We start from the raw sequence: 14,711 nt of genomic DNA on the forward strand, positions 1-14,711 counted from the left end.
ACGATAGTGCGCCCTGTTCGAATGTGGCATCGGCTGTTACAAATTTGGCGACCATAATCATTCGAAGTGATGAAACCCACACGCGATGCCGCCGCGTATATAAAAAATGTGGTCACAGCAGTATATAAACACGGCGATGCAACAACGGATTTCTTGCGAAGGACCGGATTAGCGACTAAATATTCCTTTACGTTGCCTGGCATCCGAAGCAACAACAGTGGAGCCGAATAAGCATGGAAACCTACAGCTCTGCTGCTCTCGATCTGGCGCGCTTTCAGTTTGCCTTCACAGTCGGCTTTCACATCATCTTCCCCGCCATCACCATTGGTCTGGCCAGCTACCTGACAGTGCTGGAAGGTTTGTGGCTCAAGACGGGGCAGGATGCCTACCGAAACCTCTATCTCTTCTGGTCGAAGATTTTTGCCATAAATTTCGGAATGGGCGTGGTTTCCGGATTGGTCATGGCTTATCAATTCGGAACGAATTGGAGTCGATTTTCGTACTTTGCCGGCGGCATCACCGGTCCCCTGCTGACCTACGAGGTGCTGACCGCGTTCTTTCTGGAAGCGGGCTTCCTGGGCGTCATGCTGTTCGGATGGGAGCGCGTGGGAAGAGGCCTGCACTTCTTTGCCACGGCGATGGTGGCCATCGGCACGCTGATCTCCACGTTCTGGATCCTGGCGTCCAACAGCTGGATGCACACGCCGCAAGGGCACGCCATCATCGACGGACGGGCAGTTCCCGTGGATTGGCTGGCCGTCATCTTCAATCCGTCGTTTCCGTTCCGGCTTGCCCACATGGCTATCGCCGCGTTCTTGTCCACCGCCATGTTCGTCGGTGCAACGGGTGCCTGGCATCTGCTGCGCCGGCAGGACTCTCCGGAAAGCCGGACCATGCTCTCAATGGCAATGTGGATGGCGTTGATCGTGGCCCCCATCCAGGCAGTGGTGGGCGATGCGCATGGGCTCAACACACTCGAGCATCAGCCGGCGAAGATCGCGGCAATCGAAGGCCATTGGGAGAACGTGCCCGGCGAGCCTTCACCACTGGTCCTGGTCGGCTGGCCCGACATGAAAGCCGAGACAACGCATTTCGCCATCGAGATTCCCGTGCTCGGTAGTCTCATCCTGACACACAGCCTGGACCGGCAGATTCCGGCCTTGAAATCCTTCCCGCCGGAAGACCGCCCCAATTCGACTGTCATTTTCTGGACCTTCCGCATGATGGTTGGCCTCGGTGTAATGATGATTTTCCTCGGACTCTGGAGCCTCCTGCTGCGCCGCAACGGCAGGCTCCATACGTCGCGCGCCTTTCTCACGGTGGCGTTATGCATGGGGCCGGCCGGACTGCTCGCGTTGCTCGCCGGATGGGTAACCACGGAGATGGGCCGGCAGCCCTGGGTGGTCTATGGTCTGATGCGCACCGCCGACGCGTCATCGCCGCTCGAAGCAGCACAGGTCGGGCTGAGCCTGCTGCTTTTTATCGTCGTATATTTCGCGCTATTCGGTGCGGGCATTGGCTACATGCTGCGTCTCGTGCACAAGGGGCCACGTCCTGCGGAGCCCGACGTCACGATCGATACGGGCGGCCAGCAGCGTCGGCCCGCACGTCCGCTCTCGGCGGCGGACGATGCGACGGCCGCCGAGAGCGATTCCAGTTCGAGGAGATAACGTCATGGGCGTCGACATTACCCTGATCTGGGCGCTGATCATCGTGTTTGGCGTGATGATGTACGTCATCATGGACGGCTTCGACCTCGGCATTGGCGTGCTGTTCCTGATCGTCAAAGGCAAGGAAGAGCGCGACGTCATGATGAATACCGTCGCACCCGTGTGGGATGGCAACGAGACGTGGCTCGTGCTGGGTGGCGCGGGACTGTTCGGCGCGTTCCCGCTGGCGTACTCGGTGGTACTCAGCGCGCTGTACCTGCCGCTGGTGTTCATGCTTCTAGGACTGATCTTCCGGGGCGTGGCGTTCGAATTCCGCTTCAAGGCGAGCGAGAAGAGACGGCATCTATGGGACAAGGCTTTCATAGGTGGATCGATCACCGCCACGCTGGCGCAGGGCATCGTCCTTGGCGCCTTTATCGACGGGCTGCCTGTGCAGAACAATGCGTATGCCGGCGGTAGCTTCGACTGGCTGCGGCCGTTTCCCCTATTCTGCGGCGTGGCACTGGTCATCGCCTATGCGCAGCTGGGGTGCACATGGCTAGTGATGAAAACGGAGGGACGGCTGCAGACAGAGATGTATCGCTATGCCTCGTACCTTGCATGGCTGCTGTTGATCGGCATCGCGATTGTCAGCGTCTGGACCCCACTTGCCCATTCCCGGATATCCGAACGATGGTTCAGCATGCCCAATCTGCTCTACTTTCTTCCGGTACCCGTGCTGGTCGTCGTCAGTTTCATCGCCACGCTGAAGGCGCTGGCCCATCGCGCCACGGCCACGCCGTTCCTGATTACGCTGCTCATCATATTCCTGGGATACAGCGGTCTTGGCATCAGCCTCTGGCCGAACATCATCCCGCCCTCGATCACCTTGTGGCAGGCGGCCTCGCCCGTGCAAAGCCAGCTCTTCTCGTTGATCGGTGCGCTGTTCATCCTGCCTTTTATTCTCGTCTACACGAGCTGGAGCTACTACGTATTCCGCGGAAAAGTAAAGCTGGGAGAAGGCTATCACCACTAGGGCATTCATCCCCCGACCGACTGCTACGCAGACACACACCATGAAGGAAGACAGGATGCCGGAACAGAGACTACCCGTTCGCAACCGCCGCAAACAGTTGATCTGGCTGGCGGGGCTGTGGGCCGCCAGCGTCTCTGTTGTCGCGCTGGCCGCCGAACTGCTTAGACTGCTGATGTCGGCCGTTGGCATGACATCGCATTAGCCTTCGTCGGTTCAGGTGTCACTGAAAGGAACCACGCATATGGACGAATTCGACTTCTATATCAACCTTGCAAAACCGTCGCTCGGCCTGTACGTCCGCAAGGGAGCGGGTCTTCCCGATCTCGCCGACGCAAGCGCCTGGCAACTGGACGGCACCATGACAAAAGCCGATATAACGCCCGCATTGCTAAAAGAGCTCGAAGCCAACGGCCATGCGTTCGAGGAGCTCGATAGCGAATAGGTGACAGAACGGGCCAATATGCTCGCCGAGCGCGAGGCTGGCGAGCATCTGGCCGACTGCGGCGTCACTACGTTGAGCTTTTGCAGGCCGCAGACGGTGGAAACGCGCTGCTCGGCGCCATGCAGGAACGACTCAAAGGGTTCGACAACCAGGCCGTGATCGCGGCAATGGGCTGCGCGCAGCGCGGCGGTGACCAACGGGTTTCCGAGATCGGTCGCGAGCGTTCAGCGCGGTTCGCTCAGATATACTTTTGCGACTAGCGGCAACTTCTTTTGAAGATGATCTTTGGCAGCAAGCAGGACTTTGCGATCGAGGCAATGCTGGAGCCCGATCTGACGCCACCCTCCGCCGTCTACGGTCGAATGCGCGTATGGTGCAAAAACGTCCAACTCGGGGATTTCTCGGATCCTAGGTGCGCGTTGTATCCAGCGTATCTTGGTTTCAAAGAACTACTACAGACACTCCCTGATCTCTGGCTGGAAGACCTCAATGGTCTGAGCGATCTGCAACTGGCAGACCGAGTCGATCTGTTGTTGTATGGTGCCCGAGGCGATCAATTGATCAATGACACCCGCGCTGTTGATGAGTGTCAACGCGACTGGCACAGCTATGCGCGCTTCAGCTTTCTAAAGAATTGGGGGGAACAGTTCGATCACGATGCCAAGTCCTTCATCTTTTGTCCGCCGTCGCGCCAAGTCAAGATTCTCATTCGTACAGCAGATGTAGAGGAGGTCATTTCATTGCAGACCTCGTTACTTGATATCCCGGCAGCTATTCAATATTTTCTTGAATGGTTTGAAGATTCCGCGGCGCTGCTCTCCAAGGGAACGGACCAAGTATGAATCGAGATATGGCCTAGGTAAATCAAGGAGTTGCTGAGCGCCGTCGCAAACTACCCGGGTCGAAATCTCACAGTTAGTGGGTAAAAGGGGCGGCCCGTCTCACAGTATGTGGGTACAAAGGGACGGCTAGCGGACGGCAGGCCGGAAGTCAGTTCCAGCCGCAGAAGTGTTCAGGGCTTATCGTCGAAGCCAAACGCCAGGTTCCGATTGGGCACGCTCCGAGGCGGGCGGCGTGGTGAATAGAGGGGCTCTTCCCGGCCAAGAAACGACATTCGACTTGGGCGGCCATATCGTCGACAATCAAGCGCTGTTACTCGCGACGCTGCGCGAATAGGCATGATGGAGTAGATAATGAGTTTCCAACTTCAAGTTGCATCGGATATTCAACGAGACGGACTAGGTCTTGAGTTGCTGAACGAAAGCGGAGAGGTTGTCGCTGAAATCTTTCGAAGCGATGCTAACAACTCGTTGGAAGTCTCCCTATTCGAAAACGGCTTACCGTTCGTTGAGATCGAGCGCTTGCTAAGGATTGCGCGGACCGAACTTGGCGCATTCGAGGATGGAACCACTTTGCCGACTCCACTGGCTTAACTCAGCACATAACTGCGTTATTGCGAACGCGTGGTCACCATTACCCGCTTCCGGCTGTCGGAAGTCGCCTCTGGCCTAAGGACACCCTTACACGGATAGGCCAAGGGCCGACACCGGCCAGAAGCGGACAGTCGACGTCGACACCTGGATCGTGGACAATTTTCTTTCCGTCTCGAGACAAGGAAAAGCTAGTGGGACACAAATTGACCGATGATGGTCTGGAGCTGTACAGGCGAGTGGATGAAGTTCTGTTCTATGTTTGGGACCCGATTGGCGTCGCAAACAGCCCCGCAGCACGCGACGAGTACTACGGGTACCTATGGATGAAAGGTTTCGCCGCGCTTCAGCATGCCGACGAATTCCTCGATCTTGCGCATGCGTGTTGCTTGCGTCTTGACGTTCTGTAACCGGAACAGGATGGCGTAGCGGTTGCGGCTGTTCAGTGTCGCAAAGAATGCGTTGGCTGCTGGATTGGCGTCCAGTGCGGCCTGGAGGTCGTCCGGCACGACCGCGTTGCTGGCGGACGCATAGGCAGCCTGCCAGCGGCCGTCCTTCCTGGCCTTCTCGATCTCCCGCATGCCCGCTGGCCGCATCTTTCCTGCGGCGACAAGCGCTTCGGCCCTTTCCTTGTTGAGCTTGGACCAGATACTTCTTGCAGAACGTCGAGTAAAGCGTTGCAGCCAGTAATTGTCACTCCCAGCCTGTTTTTGACCGTCAATCCAGCCGTGGCAAAGCGCGGTGGCCAGCGCCTGTTCGTAAGTCAAGGTCGACTCCCCGCCGCCTTTCCTCGCAAGACGCAGCCATACCCCGGTCGAGGTGTCGCCGTTTTGTGCCAACCAGTCTTCCCACTCGTTCTGGTTCGAAAACGTCAGGTGCGGTTCGGTCATGGAATCATCCGGATATTCACGATCAAGGAGAGTCGCGAAGACGGTCGTTCATCACTGCCGCAACCCAGTCGATGAACACACGCAGCTTCGCGCTGACGTGGCGATTTGGTGGATACGCAATGTAGAGCGGCATCGGATCCAGTTGCCAGCCCTCGAACAGCGCAACGAGTTCGCCCTTTTTCAGATGTTTCGACATATAGCGGGGGAGCCAAAGGATGCCCAGGCCGGCCAACCCCGCCGCAAGATAGGCGTTGCCGTCATCTACGGCGAGGACATATCGGGCCTTCACCTCCGCCCTCTCGCCCCGACGATGCATGACGAGGGGATAAAGATGGCCCGCGCGTCCCCAGGAAAACCCGACGATGCGGTGATGCGAGTCTTCGAGTTCCTCAGGATGTGAAGGCACACCGGCCATTGCAAGATACCCCGGCGACGCGAAGACGCCGAGCGGAAGCTCGGCCACGCGCCGGGCGATCATGGACTGATCCTTCGGTTCGCCTCCCCGCACGACGCAATCCACGTTCTCGCCAATGATGTCTACCGTGCGATCACTAACGCCCAGGTCGAGCTGAATGTCAGGATAGCGGGCGAAAAAATCCGGTAGCGCCGGGATGAGAAGCAGGCGCGCGATGGGGCTTGGCACATCTACGCGAAGGCGGCCTCGCGGTGCAGCCGATGCACTCGACAGACTCGTCTCGGCATCGTCCATGTCGGCAAGCAGCCGCGTCACGCGCTCATAGTATGCGACGCCGTCTGGTGTGACGTTGAGCTTCCGTGTCGTCCTGTTCAACAGCCGCACACGCAAGCGTGTTTCGAGCTGCTGTACCAGATGCGTCACCGTGGTCTTGCTCATGTGAAGCGTGTCGGCCGCCTTTGTAAAGCTGCCTGCCTCGACCACCCGAACGAAAGCGCGCATCGCGTCGAAACGATCCATGAGTGTTGCCCAGTACCCGAATTGTTTGCATTCTACAAACAGTCATGACCAGGGTCAGCGGTTTATCGTCCGGGGCACCACCGGTAGAGTAACTCTGGTCGAAATCAATGACTTTTCAACTGAGGCAAGAGTGAGCATGCGCGATGTGATATTCCCGCCGGAGCGCCGGGCTCTTTATGAGCGCAACCGGTATTCCCCCGCTGTACGTGCAAATGGCTCGTTGTTTGTGTCTGGCCAGGTCGGCAGCCGCGAAGACGGAAGCCCTGAGCCGGACCTCCAGGAACAGGTGCGGCTTGCTTTTCGAAACCTGAATGCGATCCTGCGCGAGGCCGGATGCACGTTCGACGATGTGGTGGACGTCACGGTGTTCTTGGTCGATCCCCAATCGATTTTCGAACGCGTGTGGCAGATTGTTCCCGAGTTCTGGGGTGAAGCACCGCACCCGGCGCTCACCGCAATCGGAGTGACATGGCTTTACGGCTTCGATTTCGAGATCAAGGTCATTGCCAAGCTGCCGTGCAATGCCTGAAGAGTCGGGCAGATGAGCCGGCCCGCCTGTGTACGGCAACTGCATCTTCGACTGTATGGCCTTGCTCTACTCGTGCCGGCGTTCCGAAACGGGCGGCGCGTGCGCGCAAAGAGGCTGTAACCGAAAATCGATCTCTGAAACTAGACGGTCTGCTTCGGACTATTGGCTGCCTATTGCCTGGCAAGCCCATATCCTAGCGGGGAAGAGGTCTGAGTTCGGCCAGAAGCGGACAGTCGACACGATCGACGCGGCCAGTTCGGCGTGGCGAACACGCGGTTACCGTTGACCGTATAGCATCGGAACGCCTGACACTGGAAATGCGCTGAACCATCAAAGGGATCATTGTTGCGACCGCCCAACGATAGTGCAGAGCGTTGCAATATTGCTGAGACAGTCCTCCCTCTCCGCTTGATCGAAGCGTAACGGCGGTGTAATGATCGGGAGCCCCGCAAAGGGAATAAAAATCAAAAGGGAGATAACAACAATGCGTCGACTTGCTGCTCTACTCGCCGTGCCTGCCGCGTTTGCCTGCGGCTACCTTGCTGCGCACCTGGAACTGCCACTGGCTCACGCGCAGACCCCGCCCGCCGGGCTCGCGCCGCAAATCATCAATCTCGCGGCCATGAGCAACGAAGACATCGGGCCGCAAGTTCCCAACATGGGCACGCTCCGCACGAAAGGACTGGTCTCGACGCCGCACGGCACGGTAGCGGTGCAGGCCGGCAACGTGCCGAAGCACTACCACACCAGCGCCGACGAGATTCAGTACGTCATTGCCGGCAAGGGCACGTTCTGGCTCGGCAACGAGCAGCGCGAGGTTGGCCCAGGCGACCTGATCATCATTCCGAAGGGCGCGGCCCACGCGGGGTCGATGGCCTCCAACGGCGAGTTCAAGGCGCTGGCCATCAAGCTGCCGCCGCAAGCCGCCGGCGATACCCATCTGCTGCCCTGAACTCCTGCAGGCTGGAAGCACAATGCAAAACGGCGACGCCACCAGGCGTCGCCGTTTCCGTGACGGCTGTGGCCACGTTCTTCCACCAGAGTTGCGCGAGCTTCGGATAGTCGGGCAGCTTCGAGGAAGTGCCGCTGTCCCCTAAGGGTCGGTCAGAGCCGGCCGGCCATGACGGCCGTCATCCGGTGGGCCCAGACCGGCCATTCTGAGACGGTCAACACCGCCACACGAATCATCGACAATCCCGAGATCCGATGCCCGATACGAAGCCGACAATGACAGTCGATCAGATCATTGCAGCCCTCAACGAGTTTGTAGCCGAAAGCGATACTAACGGCGATGATCTCTATGACCTACTGGGAGACGACTTCAAAGCGCTGCCCGTCGAAGACAAAACCCGAGTGCTTCCTGCTATGTTCGACGTCATGGAGCGTTCGCCGGATGCCGACCTAGGCAGTCCAGGCCCACTTATTCACGCAATTGAATCCCTTGGCGTTGCTGCATATGAACAACGACTCGCCGAATCGGTTCGCCGTAGACCAATGTACCTGAATCTATGGATGGTCAATCGAATCCTGAACGTCAAAACGGACGCATCGGAAAGGGCAACATTGCTCGGCCTGCTGCGGGGAGTACGGAAGCATCCTCTTGGAGCGAATGTCGTCCAGGAGGCGGAGGGCTTCCTGGAGCATCAGGCTAAACGCTCGGGAGGATAACTCACCCTACCGACTCCGCAGCCATCGAACGGCCGTTTCGGAGAAGTCTGGGTGGCCGCTAAGGGTCGGTCTGAGACAGTCACTCTTGCGGTAGACCGAGATCCGTACCGGCTATCTCGCCTCGCCACAGCGCGAGCGGAAACCCTTCCCTGAAGGCCAGCCCCTCCTGCGACACCCCGCCACACCCCCGCGCAAGTTCCTAAGTTTTGTTCTAAACTTTCACAAATTTCTAAAAATTCAAAACAGACAATGCAGCTCTCGCCCCTGATCCAGCGCTTTGTCCTCCACTTCGGTGAGATGGGCAGCCGCTGGGGGATCAACCGTACGGTTGGTCAGATATACGCCCTTCTCTTCACTGCGGCGCGCCCCCTGAACGCCGACGAGATCGCCGAATCGCTTGGCTTTTCGCGCTCCAACGTCAGTATCGGGCTCAAGGAGCTGGAGTCCTGGAATCTGGTGAAGCTGTCGCACCAGCCCGGTGATCGCCGCGAATATTTCTCCGCGCCCGACGACGTCTGGGCGATCTTCCGTACGCTGGCCGAGGAACGGCGCCGGCGCGAGATCGATCCCACGCTGTCGATGCTGCGCGAAGTCCAGCTGGAAACGCCGTTGTCCGATGAAGACCGCCATGCGCAGGCGCGCATGAAGGAAATGTACGGACTGATCCTGCTGGTCACCACCTGGTTTGGCGACATGCAGAATCTCGACGTCGCCACGCTCGAAAAATTGATGCGCCTGGGCTCGCGCGTCACCAAGCTGCTGGACGTCAAGGACCGGCTGACCTCTGCCATCGGCATGGGCGGCGCGGCCAGGGACAAAGCGGACAAGGCGCCCGCCAAATCCGCCAGCAGCAAAGCCCCCGCAAAGTCCGCCCGCCCCCGCAAGGAGTAACCCGTGTTTGCAAGTGTCGATCCGGTGATACTGGCCCGCATCCAGTTCGCCGCGAATATCACGTTCCACATCCTGTTCCCGACGATCAGCATCTCGCTGGGCTGGGTGCTGCTGTTCTTCAAGCTGCGCTACAACAAGACCAGCGATGAAAGCTGGATGGACGCCTATCGCGTCTGGGTCAAAATCTTTGCGCTGACCTTCGCAATGGGCGTGGTGAGCGGCATCACCATGAGCTTCCAGTTCGGTACCAACTGGCCCGGCTATATGGAAACCGTGGGCAATATCGCGGGGCCGCTGCTGGCCTACGAGGTGCTGACCGCGTTCTTCCTGGAAGCCACGTTCCTGGGCATCATGCTGTTCGGCATGCGTCGCGTCAGCAACCGCATGCACACCATCGCCACGCTGCTGGTGGCCGGCGGCACGACGTTGTCGGCGTTCTGGATTCTGGCGCTGAACTCGTGGATGCAAACCCCGGCCGGCTTCGAAATGATCGATGGCCGCGCCCACGTGGTGAGCTGGATCGAAGTCATCTTCAACCCATCGTTCCCGTATCGGCTCGTACATATGCTGCTGGCTTCGGGCCTGACGGTGGCGTTCCTGCTGGCGGGTATCTCGGCCTATCGCTGGCTGCGCCACGACCGCGGCCGCGAAGTCATGCATTCCCTGCGCACCGGCGTCACGCTTGCGGCGATGCTGATTCCGCTGCAGATCGTGGCGGGAGACCTGCACGGCCTGAACACGCTGCACCATCAGCCGGCCAAGATCGCGGCGATGGAAGGCATCTGGAAGACCGAAAAAGGCGCGCCGGCCGTGCTGTTTGGGCTACCTAACGCCAAAACGCAATCGAATGATTTCGAAATTGCGATTCCCAAGCTCGCGTCGATCTACCTGACTCACAAGGCGGATGGCGAGATCAAGGGCATCGACGCGTTTGCCGACCGTCATCCGCCGGTGGCCCCACTGTTCTTCGCATTCCGCATCATGGTGGGCGTGGGCCTTCTCATGCTGGCGGTGTCATGGCTTGGCACGTGGCAGATCCGCCGCCAGGGTGCCCCGTCGGCGTGGCTGGCGCGCGTCTTGGTGGCGATGACGTTTTCGGGTTGGATCGCGCTGGTGGCCGGCTGGTATGTGACCGAAATCGGACGGCAGCCCTACCTGGTGTATGGCGTGCTGACCACGGCGCAGGCCGCCTCGAAGGTGCCCGCCACGATGATCGGCAGCACGCTGGCAATGTACCTGTCGCTCTATTTGCTGCTGATCGTCGCCTACATTTCCGTGGTGTTCCACCTGGCCCGCAAGGCGGGTAAATCCGGCCACGATGTCGAAACATCGCAACCCCTCATCGGCCAACCCAGGAGCGCGCAATGAACCCGGCCACGATTCACGATCTGAGCCAGCCGGCTGGCTGGATGCCGCTGGTATTCCTGGCGCTGATGGGGCTGTCGATGCTGATCTACGTGATCCTCGACGGCTACGACCTTGGCGTGGGCGTGCTGCTGCGCCGCGCCGACGATGCCGACAAGGACACGATGATCGCGTCGATCGGCCCATTCTGGGACGCCAATGAAACCTGGCTGGTGCTGGGCGTAGGGCTGCTGCTGACGGCGTTTCCGCTCGCGCACGGGGTGATCCTGACCAACCTCTACCTGCCGGTGGCGATGATGCTGGCCGGCCTGATCATCCGTGGCGTGGCATTCGACTTCCGCGTGAAGGCCCGCGACCCGCACAAGCCGTGGTGGAACTTTGCGTTCTACGCCGGCTCGCTGTTGGCCAGCTTCTCGCAGGGGCTGATGCTGGGGCTCTATATCACCGGGTTCCGCTACGACCTGCCCAACCTGCTGTTCGCCGTGGCCGTGGGCCTGTGCCTGGTGGCCGGCTACTGCCTGCTTGGCGCCTCGTGGCTGATCATGAAGACCACCGGAAGTCTGCAACTGCGCGCCATTTACTGGGCACGGCGCAGCCTGTGGCTGACGGCGATCGGCGTGGCCGCGATCTCGGTCGTCACGCCGATGGTCAGCACGCGCATCTTCGACAAGTGGTTTGCGCTGCCGAACATCATCATGCTGGCGCCGATCCCGTTGCTGACGATGGGTCTGTTCGTGGTGATCGAGCGGTTCCTGCGGCGCATGCGCAATCAGCACGCAAGCGGTAACGACCGCTGGTGCTGGGTGCCTTTCGCAGGCACGGCCGTGATCTTTGTGCTGGCCTTCAACGGCCTGGCCTACAGCCTGTTCCCGTATCTGGTGGTCGATCGCATCGACATCTGGCAGGCCGCCAGCGCACCGGAATCGCTGATGGTCATTCTGCTTGGCGCGGTCATCGTGCTGCCGACGATCCTGGGCTACACGGCATACGCGTATCGCGTGTTCTGGGGCAAGGCAACGGACCTGCGCTACGACTGATACGCATCGGGCATATCGGGGGTGTATGCTGACGAGCATCGAGCCATCGCCCCCGATCCCTACCCTTGGCAGCTACACCCGACCCATCCAGCCGTGCGCCCACGGGCGCAACCACCGTTCCACTGCTGCAACGGCTGCGCAGCCAGGCCGGCGCTAATGTGCGTGCGCTGACGCGCAGCAACTCCGGGCTGACGCTCGACTACGACAATCCGCCAGGCGACCCGGGCCTGTTCGGCCCCGACGCGGTTTGCTGGCGCGTGCACGCGGACTTCCCGGCCATGCTGGCCGGCGGCGTCAGCGCGCTGTTGCTGCAGGCGCTGCATCCTCGCGCGCTGGCTGGCGTCTGGGACCACTCCACCTTCCGCACCGACATGCAGGGCCGCCTGGGCCGGACCGCGCAGTTCATCGCCGGCACCACCTACGGCAGCCACGCGGACGCGATGCAACTGATCGAACGGGTGCGCCGCATCCATGCGTCGATCAAGGGAATGGCGCCCGACGGCCAGCCGTATGCCGCGGACGACCCCGAGCTGCTGACGTGGGTGCACGTGGCGGAAGTGTCGAGCTTCATGGCGGGATACCTGCGCTATGTGGGTCCGCTATCGCTGGCGGAACAGGGCCAGTACTTCGAGGAAGAAGCGCGCGTAGCAGCCCTGCTGGGCGCGCCCGATGTGCCGCGATCACGCGCGCAGATCGACGCCTATCTGGAATCGCAACGGCCCGGCCTGGTGAACAGCGATCGCACCAAGGAAGTGGTCCGGCTGATCATGGCCATGCCGGTAGCCAACCCGCTGCTGGTGCCTGCCGTGAGGACGATGGCGGATGCGGGCGTGGCGTTGCTGCCGCCGTGGGCGCGCCGGATGCTGGGACTACACAGGCCATCGTTGCGCCGGTCGCTGGCATTGGCCGGTATGCGCGGACTGGCGCCAACCCTGCGCTGGGCGTTGGGACCGGGGCTGGCTGCACGGGCGCGCAGACGGGTGCAGTCGCCGGCCGCTGTTTGATGTCGACGCTCCCGTGCGCGGGACGCGGAAGACAACAACCCGGCCCTTGCGCAGCTACTCCGCCGCCGCGGCCACCTTTGTCGCGGCGACCGGGCTGCCGCGCAATGTGGTTTCCTTCAGCCGCGCCACAAAGAACGGCGCAATCAGCGACACGCCGGCACTCATCAGGAACAGCACGCGGAATGCATGCTCGGCGGCCGCGCGCACGGCAGCGGCATCATTCTGGTCCGTCGCGGCGATGGCCCGTCGGAACATGCTCATCAGCACGTCTTCGCCACCACTCAGATCCGATACCGCTACGCCGCTATGGCGCAGCAGCGCGATCAGCACCGTCGTCAGAACCGCCACACCGACCGCACCGCCCAGCAGCCGCGAGAACGCCGTTAGCGCCGTGGCAATGCCAACCTGCTGCGGTGGCACGGAATTCTGCGTCGCCACCAGGCCACTGGGCAGTTGCAGCCCGATCGACAGACCCAGCACGATCATGACCAGCGCCGCCAGCCACACGGCGCCGGGCGGCGTGAAGGCCAGCGCCACGATGGCAACGGGCGCCACCAGGGAGCCCGTCATCTGCAATGGCTTATAGCGGCCGCTCCACGACATCAGCCGCCCCGATATATAGGCGCCGAACGGAATCGCGAGCGTCAGCGGCACCAGCCGCAGTGCAGCCGTATCGGCGTGCGCGCCACCCACCACTTGAAAGCGCAGCGGTAGCAGCACGGACATCGCAATCAACTGGAAGAAGCACAGGAACAACGTCAGGCAGCAGATTGCCACGGTGGGCACCGCCAGCATCGCCAGCGGAATCACGGGATCGGTCGCGCGACGCTCCTGCCAGAAGAACAGCACCAGCCCGATCAGGCCCGCCGCCAGCAAACCAATCGTCTGGGGCTCCAGCGGCGAATGCCCCTGCCCGAGCCGCGTCAGAAAGACCAGCACGCCCGACAGTCCGCCGCCGAACAGCAGCGCGCCCAGGTAGTCGATCTTGTGCTTGCGGCCACTGACCGGCAGGTGCCGCAACGCGCGCCGCACCACAACCAGTGCCACCAGAGCCAGCGGAATGTTGATCCAGAATATCCAGCGCCATGACAGAAAGTGCGCCAGGTACCCGCCAATCACGGGACCGGCCATGCTGGCCACGGCCCACACGCCGCTCACATAGCCCTGATACTTGCCACGTTCGCGCAGCGGCACCACATCCGCGATGGTCGCCTGCGACACCGAGATCAGGCCACCGCCGCCCAGCCCTTGCAGGATGCGCGCGCCAATCAACATCGGCATCGTCGTGGCCATCGCACACGCAATCGATGCCAGCAGGAACAGCACGATCGAAAAGGTCAGCACCGAGCGGCGCCCCAGCACATCGGAGAGCTTGCCGTAGATGGGCGTCACCACCGTCGACGCCACCAGGTAGGCCGAGATCACCCACGCCATGTCCTCGAACCCGTTCAGCTGCAGCGCGATGTCGGGCAGCACCACGGCCACGATCGATTGTTCGAGTGCGCCGAGCAGAATGGCCAGCATCAGGCCAAAAATAACCTGCATCACGGGCACGTCGGCCGGGGGAGCGTCAGGAGAAAGCCTGGAGGATGGCGCTGCGGACATGGTGTGGCCTGGCTGGCAGATGAAGACCCGGACGGGCTTCGCTGCTCTTCTGTCGGATGAAGGGGAGCCGGTATTTTAGGCGACTGCTGAAAACCGTGCTTGTCCATTCCCTTTCAGCGCCACCGCACCGGAGCCAAAAAGAGACACGCGCCACACTTTGCGGTCAATCCGCTGTCACGCAGAGGCGCCGGCCTGCAGCGGATGGGGCCGCCGCGAACGGCGGCCCGGCAT

16 protein-coding genes are annotated in these 14,711 nt (G+C 61.0%); 13 read left to right on the plus strand and 3 right to left on the minus strand.

What is annotated here, in order from left to right:
• The first annotated feature begins 233 nt into the window (after positions 1-233).
• The 6 genes from AC3FLX_RS12425 to AC3FLX_RS12450 all read left to right on the plus strand — a co-directional run bounded on the left by AC3FLX_RS12425 (position 234) and on the right by AC3FLX_RS12450 (position 4,560).
• A complete protein-coding gene (locus tag AC3FLX_RS12425; protein WP_488696881.1) occupies positions 234-1,670 on the plus strand; it encodes a cytochrome ubiquinol oxidase subunit I in 1,437 nt (478 codons plus the stop codon).
• Between the two features lie 4 nt (positions 1,671-1,674).
• Positions 1,675-2,685: a cytochrome d ubiquinol oxidase subunit II gene (gene cydB / locus AC3FLX_RS12430; protein WP_488696883.1), complete on the plus strand. Its 1,011-nt coding sequence runs from the start codon at positions 1,675-1,677 to the stop codon at positions 2,683-2,685.
• Between the two features lie 40 nt (positions 2,686-2,725).
• Positions 2,726-2,887: a DUF2474 family protein gene (locus AC3FLX_RS12435; protein WP_488696885.1), complete on the plus strand. Its 162-nt coding sequence runs from the start codon at positions 2,726-2,728 to the stop codon at positions 2,885-2,887.
• Between the two features lie 39 nt (positions 2,888-2,926).
• Positions 2,927-3,127, plus strand: a complete 201-nt coding sequence (locus AC3FLX_RS12440; protein WP_488696887.1) for a hypothetical protein — start codon at positions 2,927-2,929, stop codon at positions 3,125-3,127.
• A gap of 278 nt (positions 3,128-3,405) precedes the next feature.
• Entirely contained in the window at positions 3,406-3,969 is a 564-nt protein-coding gene (locus tag AC3FLX_RS12445; protein WP_488697340.1) for an Imm42 family immunity protein, read from the plus strand.
• Positions 3,970-4,320: 351 nt separating this feature from the next.
• Positions 4,321-4,560, plus strand: coding sequence for a hypothetical protein (locus AC3FLX_RS12450; protein WP_488696889.1), 240 nt, complete (start codon positions 4,321-4,323; stop codon positions 4,558-4,560).
• 317 nt (positions 4,561-4,877) lie between these two features.
• On the opposite strand, the gene AC3FLX_RS12455 is transcribed toward AC3FLX_RS12450, so the two are convergent.
• A complete protein-coding gene (locus AC3FLX_RS12455; RefSeq protein ID WP_488696891.1) occupies positions 4,878-5,447 on the minus strand; it encodes a YdeI/OmpD-associated family protein in 570 nt (189 codons plus the stop codon).
• A gap of 22 nt (positions 5,448-5,469) precedes the next feature.
• Positions 5,470-6,381 carry a LysR family transcriptional regulator gene (locus AC3FLX_RS12460; protein WP_488696893.1) on the minus strand — a complete coding sequence of 304 codons (912 nt, stop codon included), beginning with the start codon at positions 6,379-6,381 and terminating at the stop codon, positions 5,470-5,472.
• Positions 6,382-6,517: 136 nt separating this feature from the next.
• Here AC3FLX_RS12460 and AC3FLX_RS12465 point away from each other — a divergent pair, with 136 nt between their 5' ends.
• From AC3FLX_RS12465 to AC3FLX_RS12495, 7 genes are all read left to right on the plus strand, one after another.
• A complete protein-coding gene (locus AC3FLX_RS12465; protein WP_488697342.1) occupies positions 6,518-6,910 on the plus strand; it encodes a RidA family protein in 393 nt (130 codons plus the stop codon).
• Between the two features lie 484 nt (positions 6,911-7,394).
• A complete protein-coding gene (locus AC3FLX_RS12470) occupies positions 7,395-7,862 on the plus strand; it encodes a cupin domain-containing protein (protein ID WP_488696895.1) in 468 nt (155 codons plus the stop codon).
• A 254-nt stretch (positions 7,863-8,116) separates the two neighbouring features.
• Positions 8,117-8,578, plus strand: coding sequence for a hypothetical protein (locus AC3FLX_RS12475; protein ID WP_488696897.1), 462 nt, complete (start codon positions 8,117-8,119; stop codon positions 8,576-8,578).
• A gap of 249 nt (positions 8,579-8,827) precedes the next feature.
• Positions 8,828-9,469, plus strand: a complete 642-nt coding sequence (locus tag AC3FLX_RS12480; RefSeq protein ID WP_488696899.1) for a GbsR/MarR family transcriptional regulator — start codon at positions 8,828-8,830, stop codon at positions 9,467-9,469.
• A 3-nt stretch (positions 9,470-9,472) separates the two neighbouring features.
• Complete coding sequence (locus AC3FLX_RS12485; protein ID WP_488696901.1) at positions 9,473-10,837, plus strand: cytochrome ubiquinol oxidase subunit I; 1,365 nt, start codon at positions 9,473-9,475, stop codon at positions 10,835-10,837.
• Positions 10,834-11,871 carry a cytochrome d ubiquinol oxidase subunit II gene (locus tag AC3FLX_RS12490; RefSeq protein WP_488696903.1) on the plus strand — a complete coding sequence of 346 codons (1,038 nt, stop codon included), beginning with the start codon at positions 10,834-10,836 and terminating at the stop codon, positions 11,869-11,871. The genes AC3FLX_RS12485 and AC3FLX_RS12490 overlap by 4 nt, the downstream gene beginning before the upstream one ends.
• Before the next feature lie 65 nt (positions 11,872-11,936).
• The gene (locus AC3FLX_RS12495) at positions 11,937-12,875 is read left to right on the plus strand and encodes an oxygenase MpaB family protein (RefSeq protein ID WP_488696905.1); all 939 of its coding nucleotides are present in this window, start codon (positions 11,937-11,939) and stop codon (positions 12,873-12,875) included.
• Between the two features lie 54 nt (positions 12,876-12,929).
• Here AC3FLX_RS12495 and AC3FLX_RS12500 read toward each other — a convergent pair whose 3' ends face one another.
• On the minus strand, positions 12,930-14,480 hold the full coding sequence (locus AC3FLX_RS12500; protein ID WP_488696906.1) for an MDR family MFS transporter: 1,551 nt from the start codon (positions 14,478-14,480) through the stop codon (positions 12,930-12,932).
• Positions 14,481-14,711 lie beyond the last annotated feature (231 nt).

Source organism: Cupriavidus sp. 291-E7 (genome assembly GCF_057798835.1).

Bases quoted from the DNA above. Each gene is read 5' to 3' on its own strand.
- cydB (WP_488696883.1), top strand. From the start codon at position 1,675: ATGGGCGTCGACATTACCCTGATCTGGGCGCTGATCATCGTGTTTGGC.
- AC3FLX_RS12460 (WP_488696893.1), bottom strand. From the start codon at position 6,381: ATGGATCGTTTCGACGCGATGCGCGCTTTCGTTCGGGTGGTCGAGGCA.
- AC3FLX_RS12450 (WP_488696889.1), top strand. From the start codon at position 4,321: ATGAGTTTCCAACTTCAAGTTGCATCGGATATTCAACGAGACGGACTA.
- AC3FLX_RS12440 (WP_488696887.1), top strand. From the start codon at position 2,927: ATGGACGAATTCGACTTCTATATCAACCTTGCAAAACCGTCGCTCGGC.
- AC3FLX_RS12480 (WP_488696899.1), top strand. From the start codon at position 8,828: ATGCAGCTCTCGCCCCTGATCCAGCGCTTTGTCCTCCACTTCGGTGAG.
- AC3FLX_RS12455 (WP_488696891.1), bottom strand. From the start codon at position 5,447: ATGACCGAACCGCACCTGACGTTTTCGAACCAGAACGAGTGGGAAGAC.
- AC3FLX_RS12425 (WP_488696881.1), top strand. From the start codon at position 234: ATGGAAACCTACAGCTCTGCTGCTCTCGATCTGGCGCGCTTTCAGTTT.
- AC3FLX_RS12490 (WP_488696903.1), top strand. From the start codon at position 10,834: ATGAACCCGGCCACGATTCACGATCTGAGCCAGCCGGCTGGCTGGATG.
- AC3FLX_RS12465 (WP_488697342.1), top strand. From the start codon at position 6,518: ATGCGCGATGTGATATTCCCGCCGGAGCGCCGGGCTCTTTATGAGCGC.
- AC3FLX_RS12470 (WP_488696895.1), top strand. From the start codon at position 7,395: ATGCGTCGACTTGCTGCTCTACTCGCCGTGCCTGCCGCGTTTGCCTGC.
- AC3FLX_RS12435 (WP_488696885.1), top strand. From the start codon at position 2,726: ATGAAGGAAGACAGGATGCCGGAACAGAGACTACCCGTTCGCAACCGC.
- AC3FLX_RS12500 (WP_488696906.1), bottom strand. From the start codon at position 14,480: ATGTCCGCAGCGCCATCCTCCAGGCTTTCTCCTGACGCTCCCCCGGCC.
- AC3FLX_RS12445 (WP_488697340.1), top strand. From the start codon at position 3,406: ATGATCTTTGGCAGCAAGCAGGACTTTGCGATCGAGGCAATGCTGGAG.
- AC3FLX_RS12475 (WP_488696897.1), top strand. From the start codon at position 8,117: ATGCCCGATACGAAGCCGACAATGACAGTCGATCAGATCATTGCAGCC.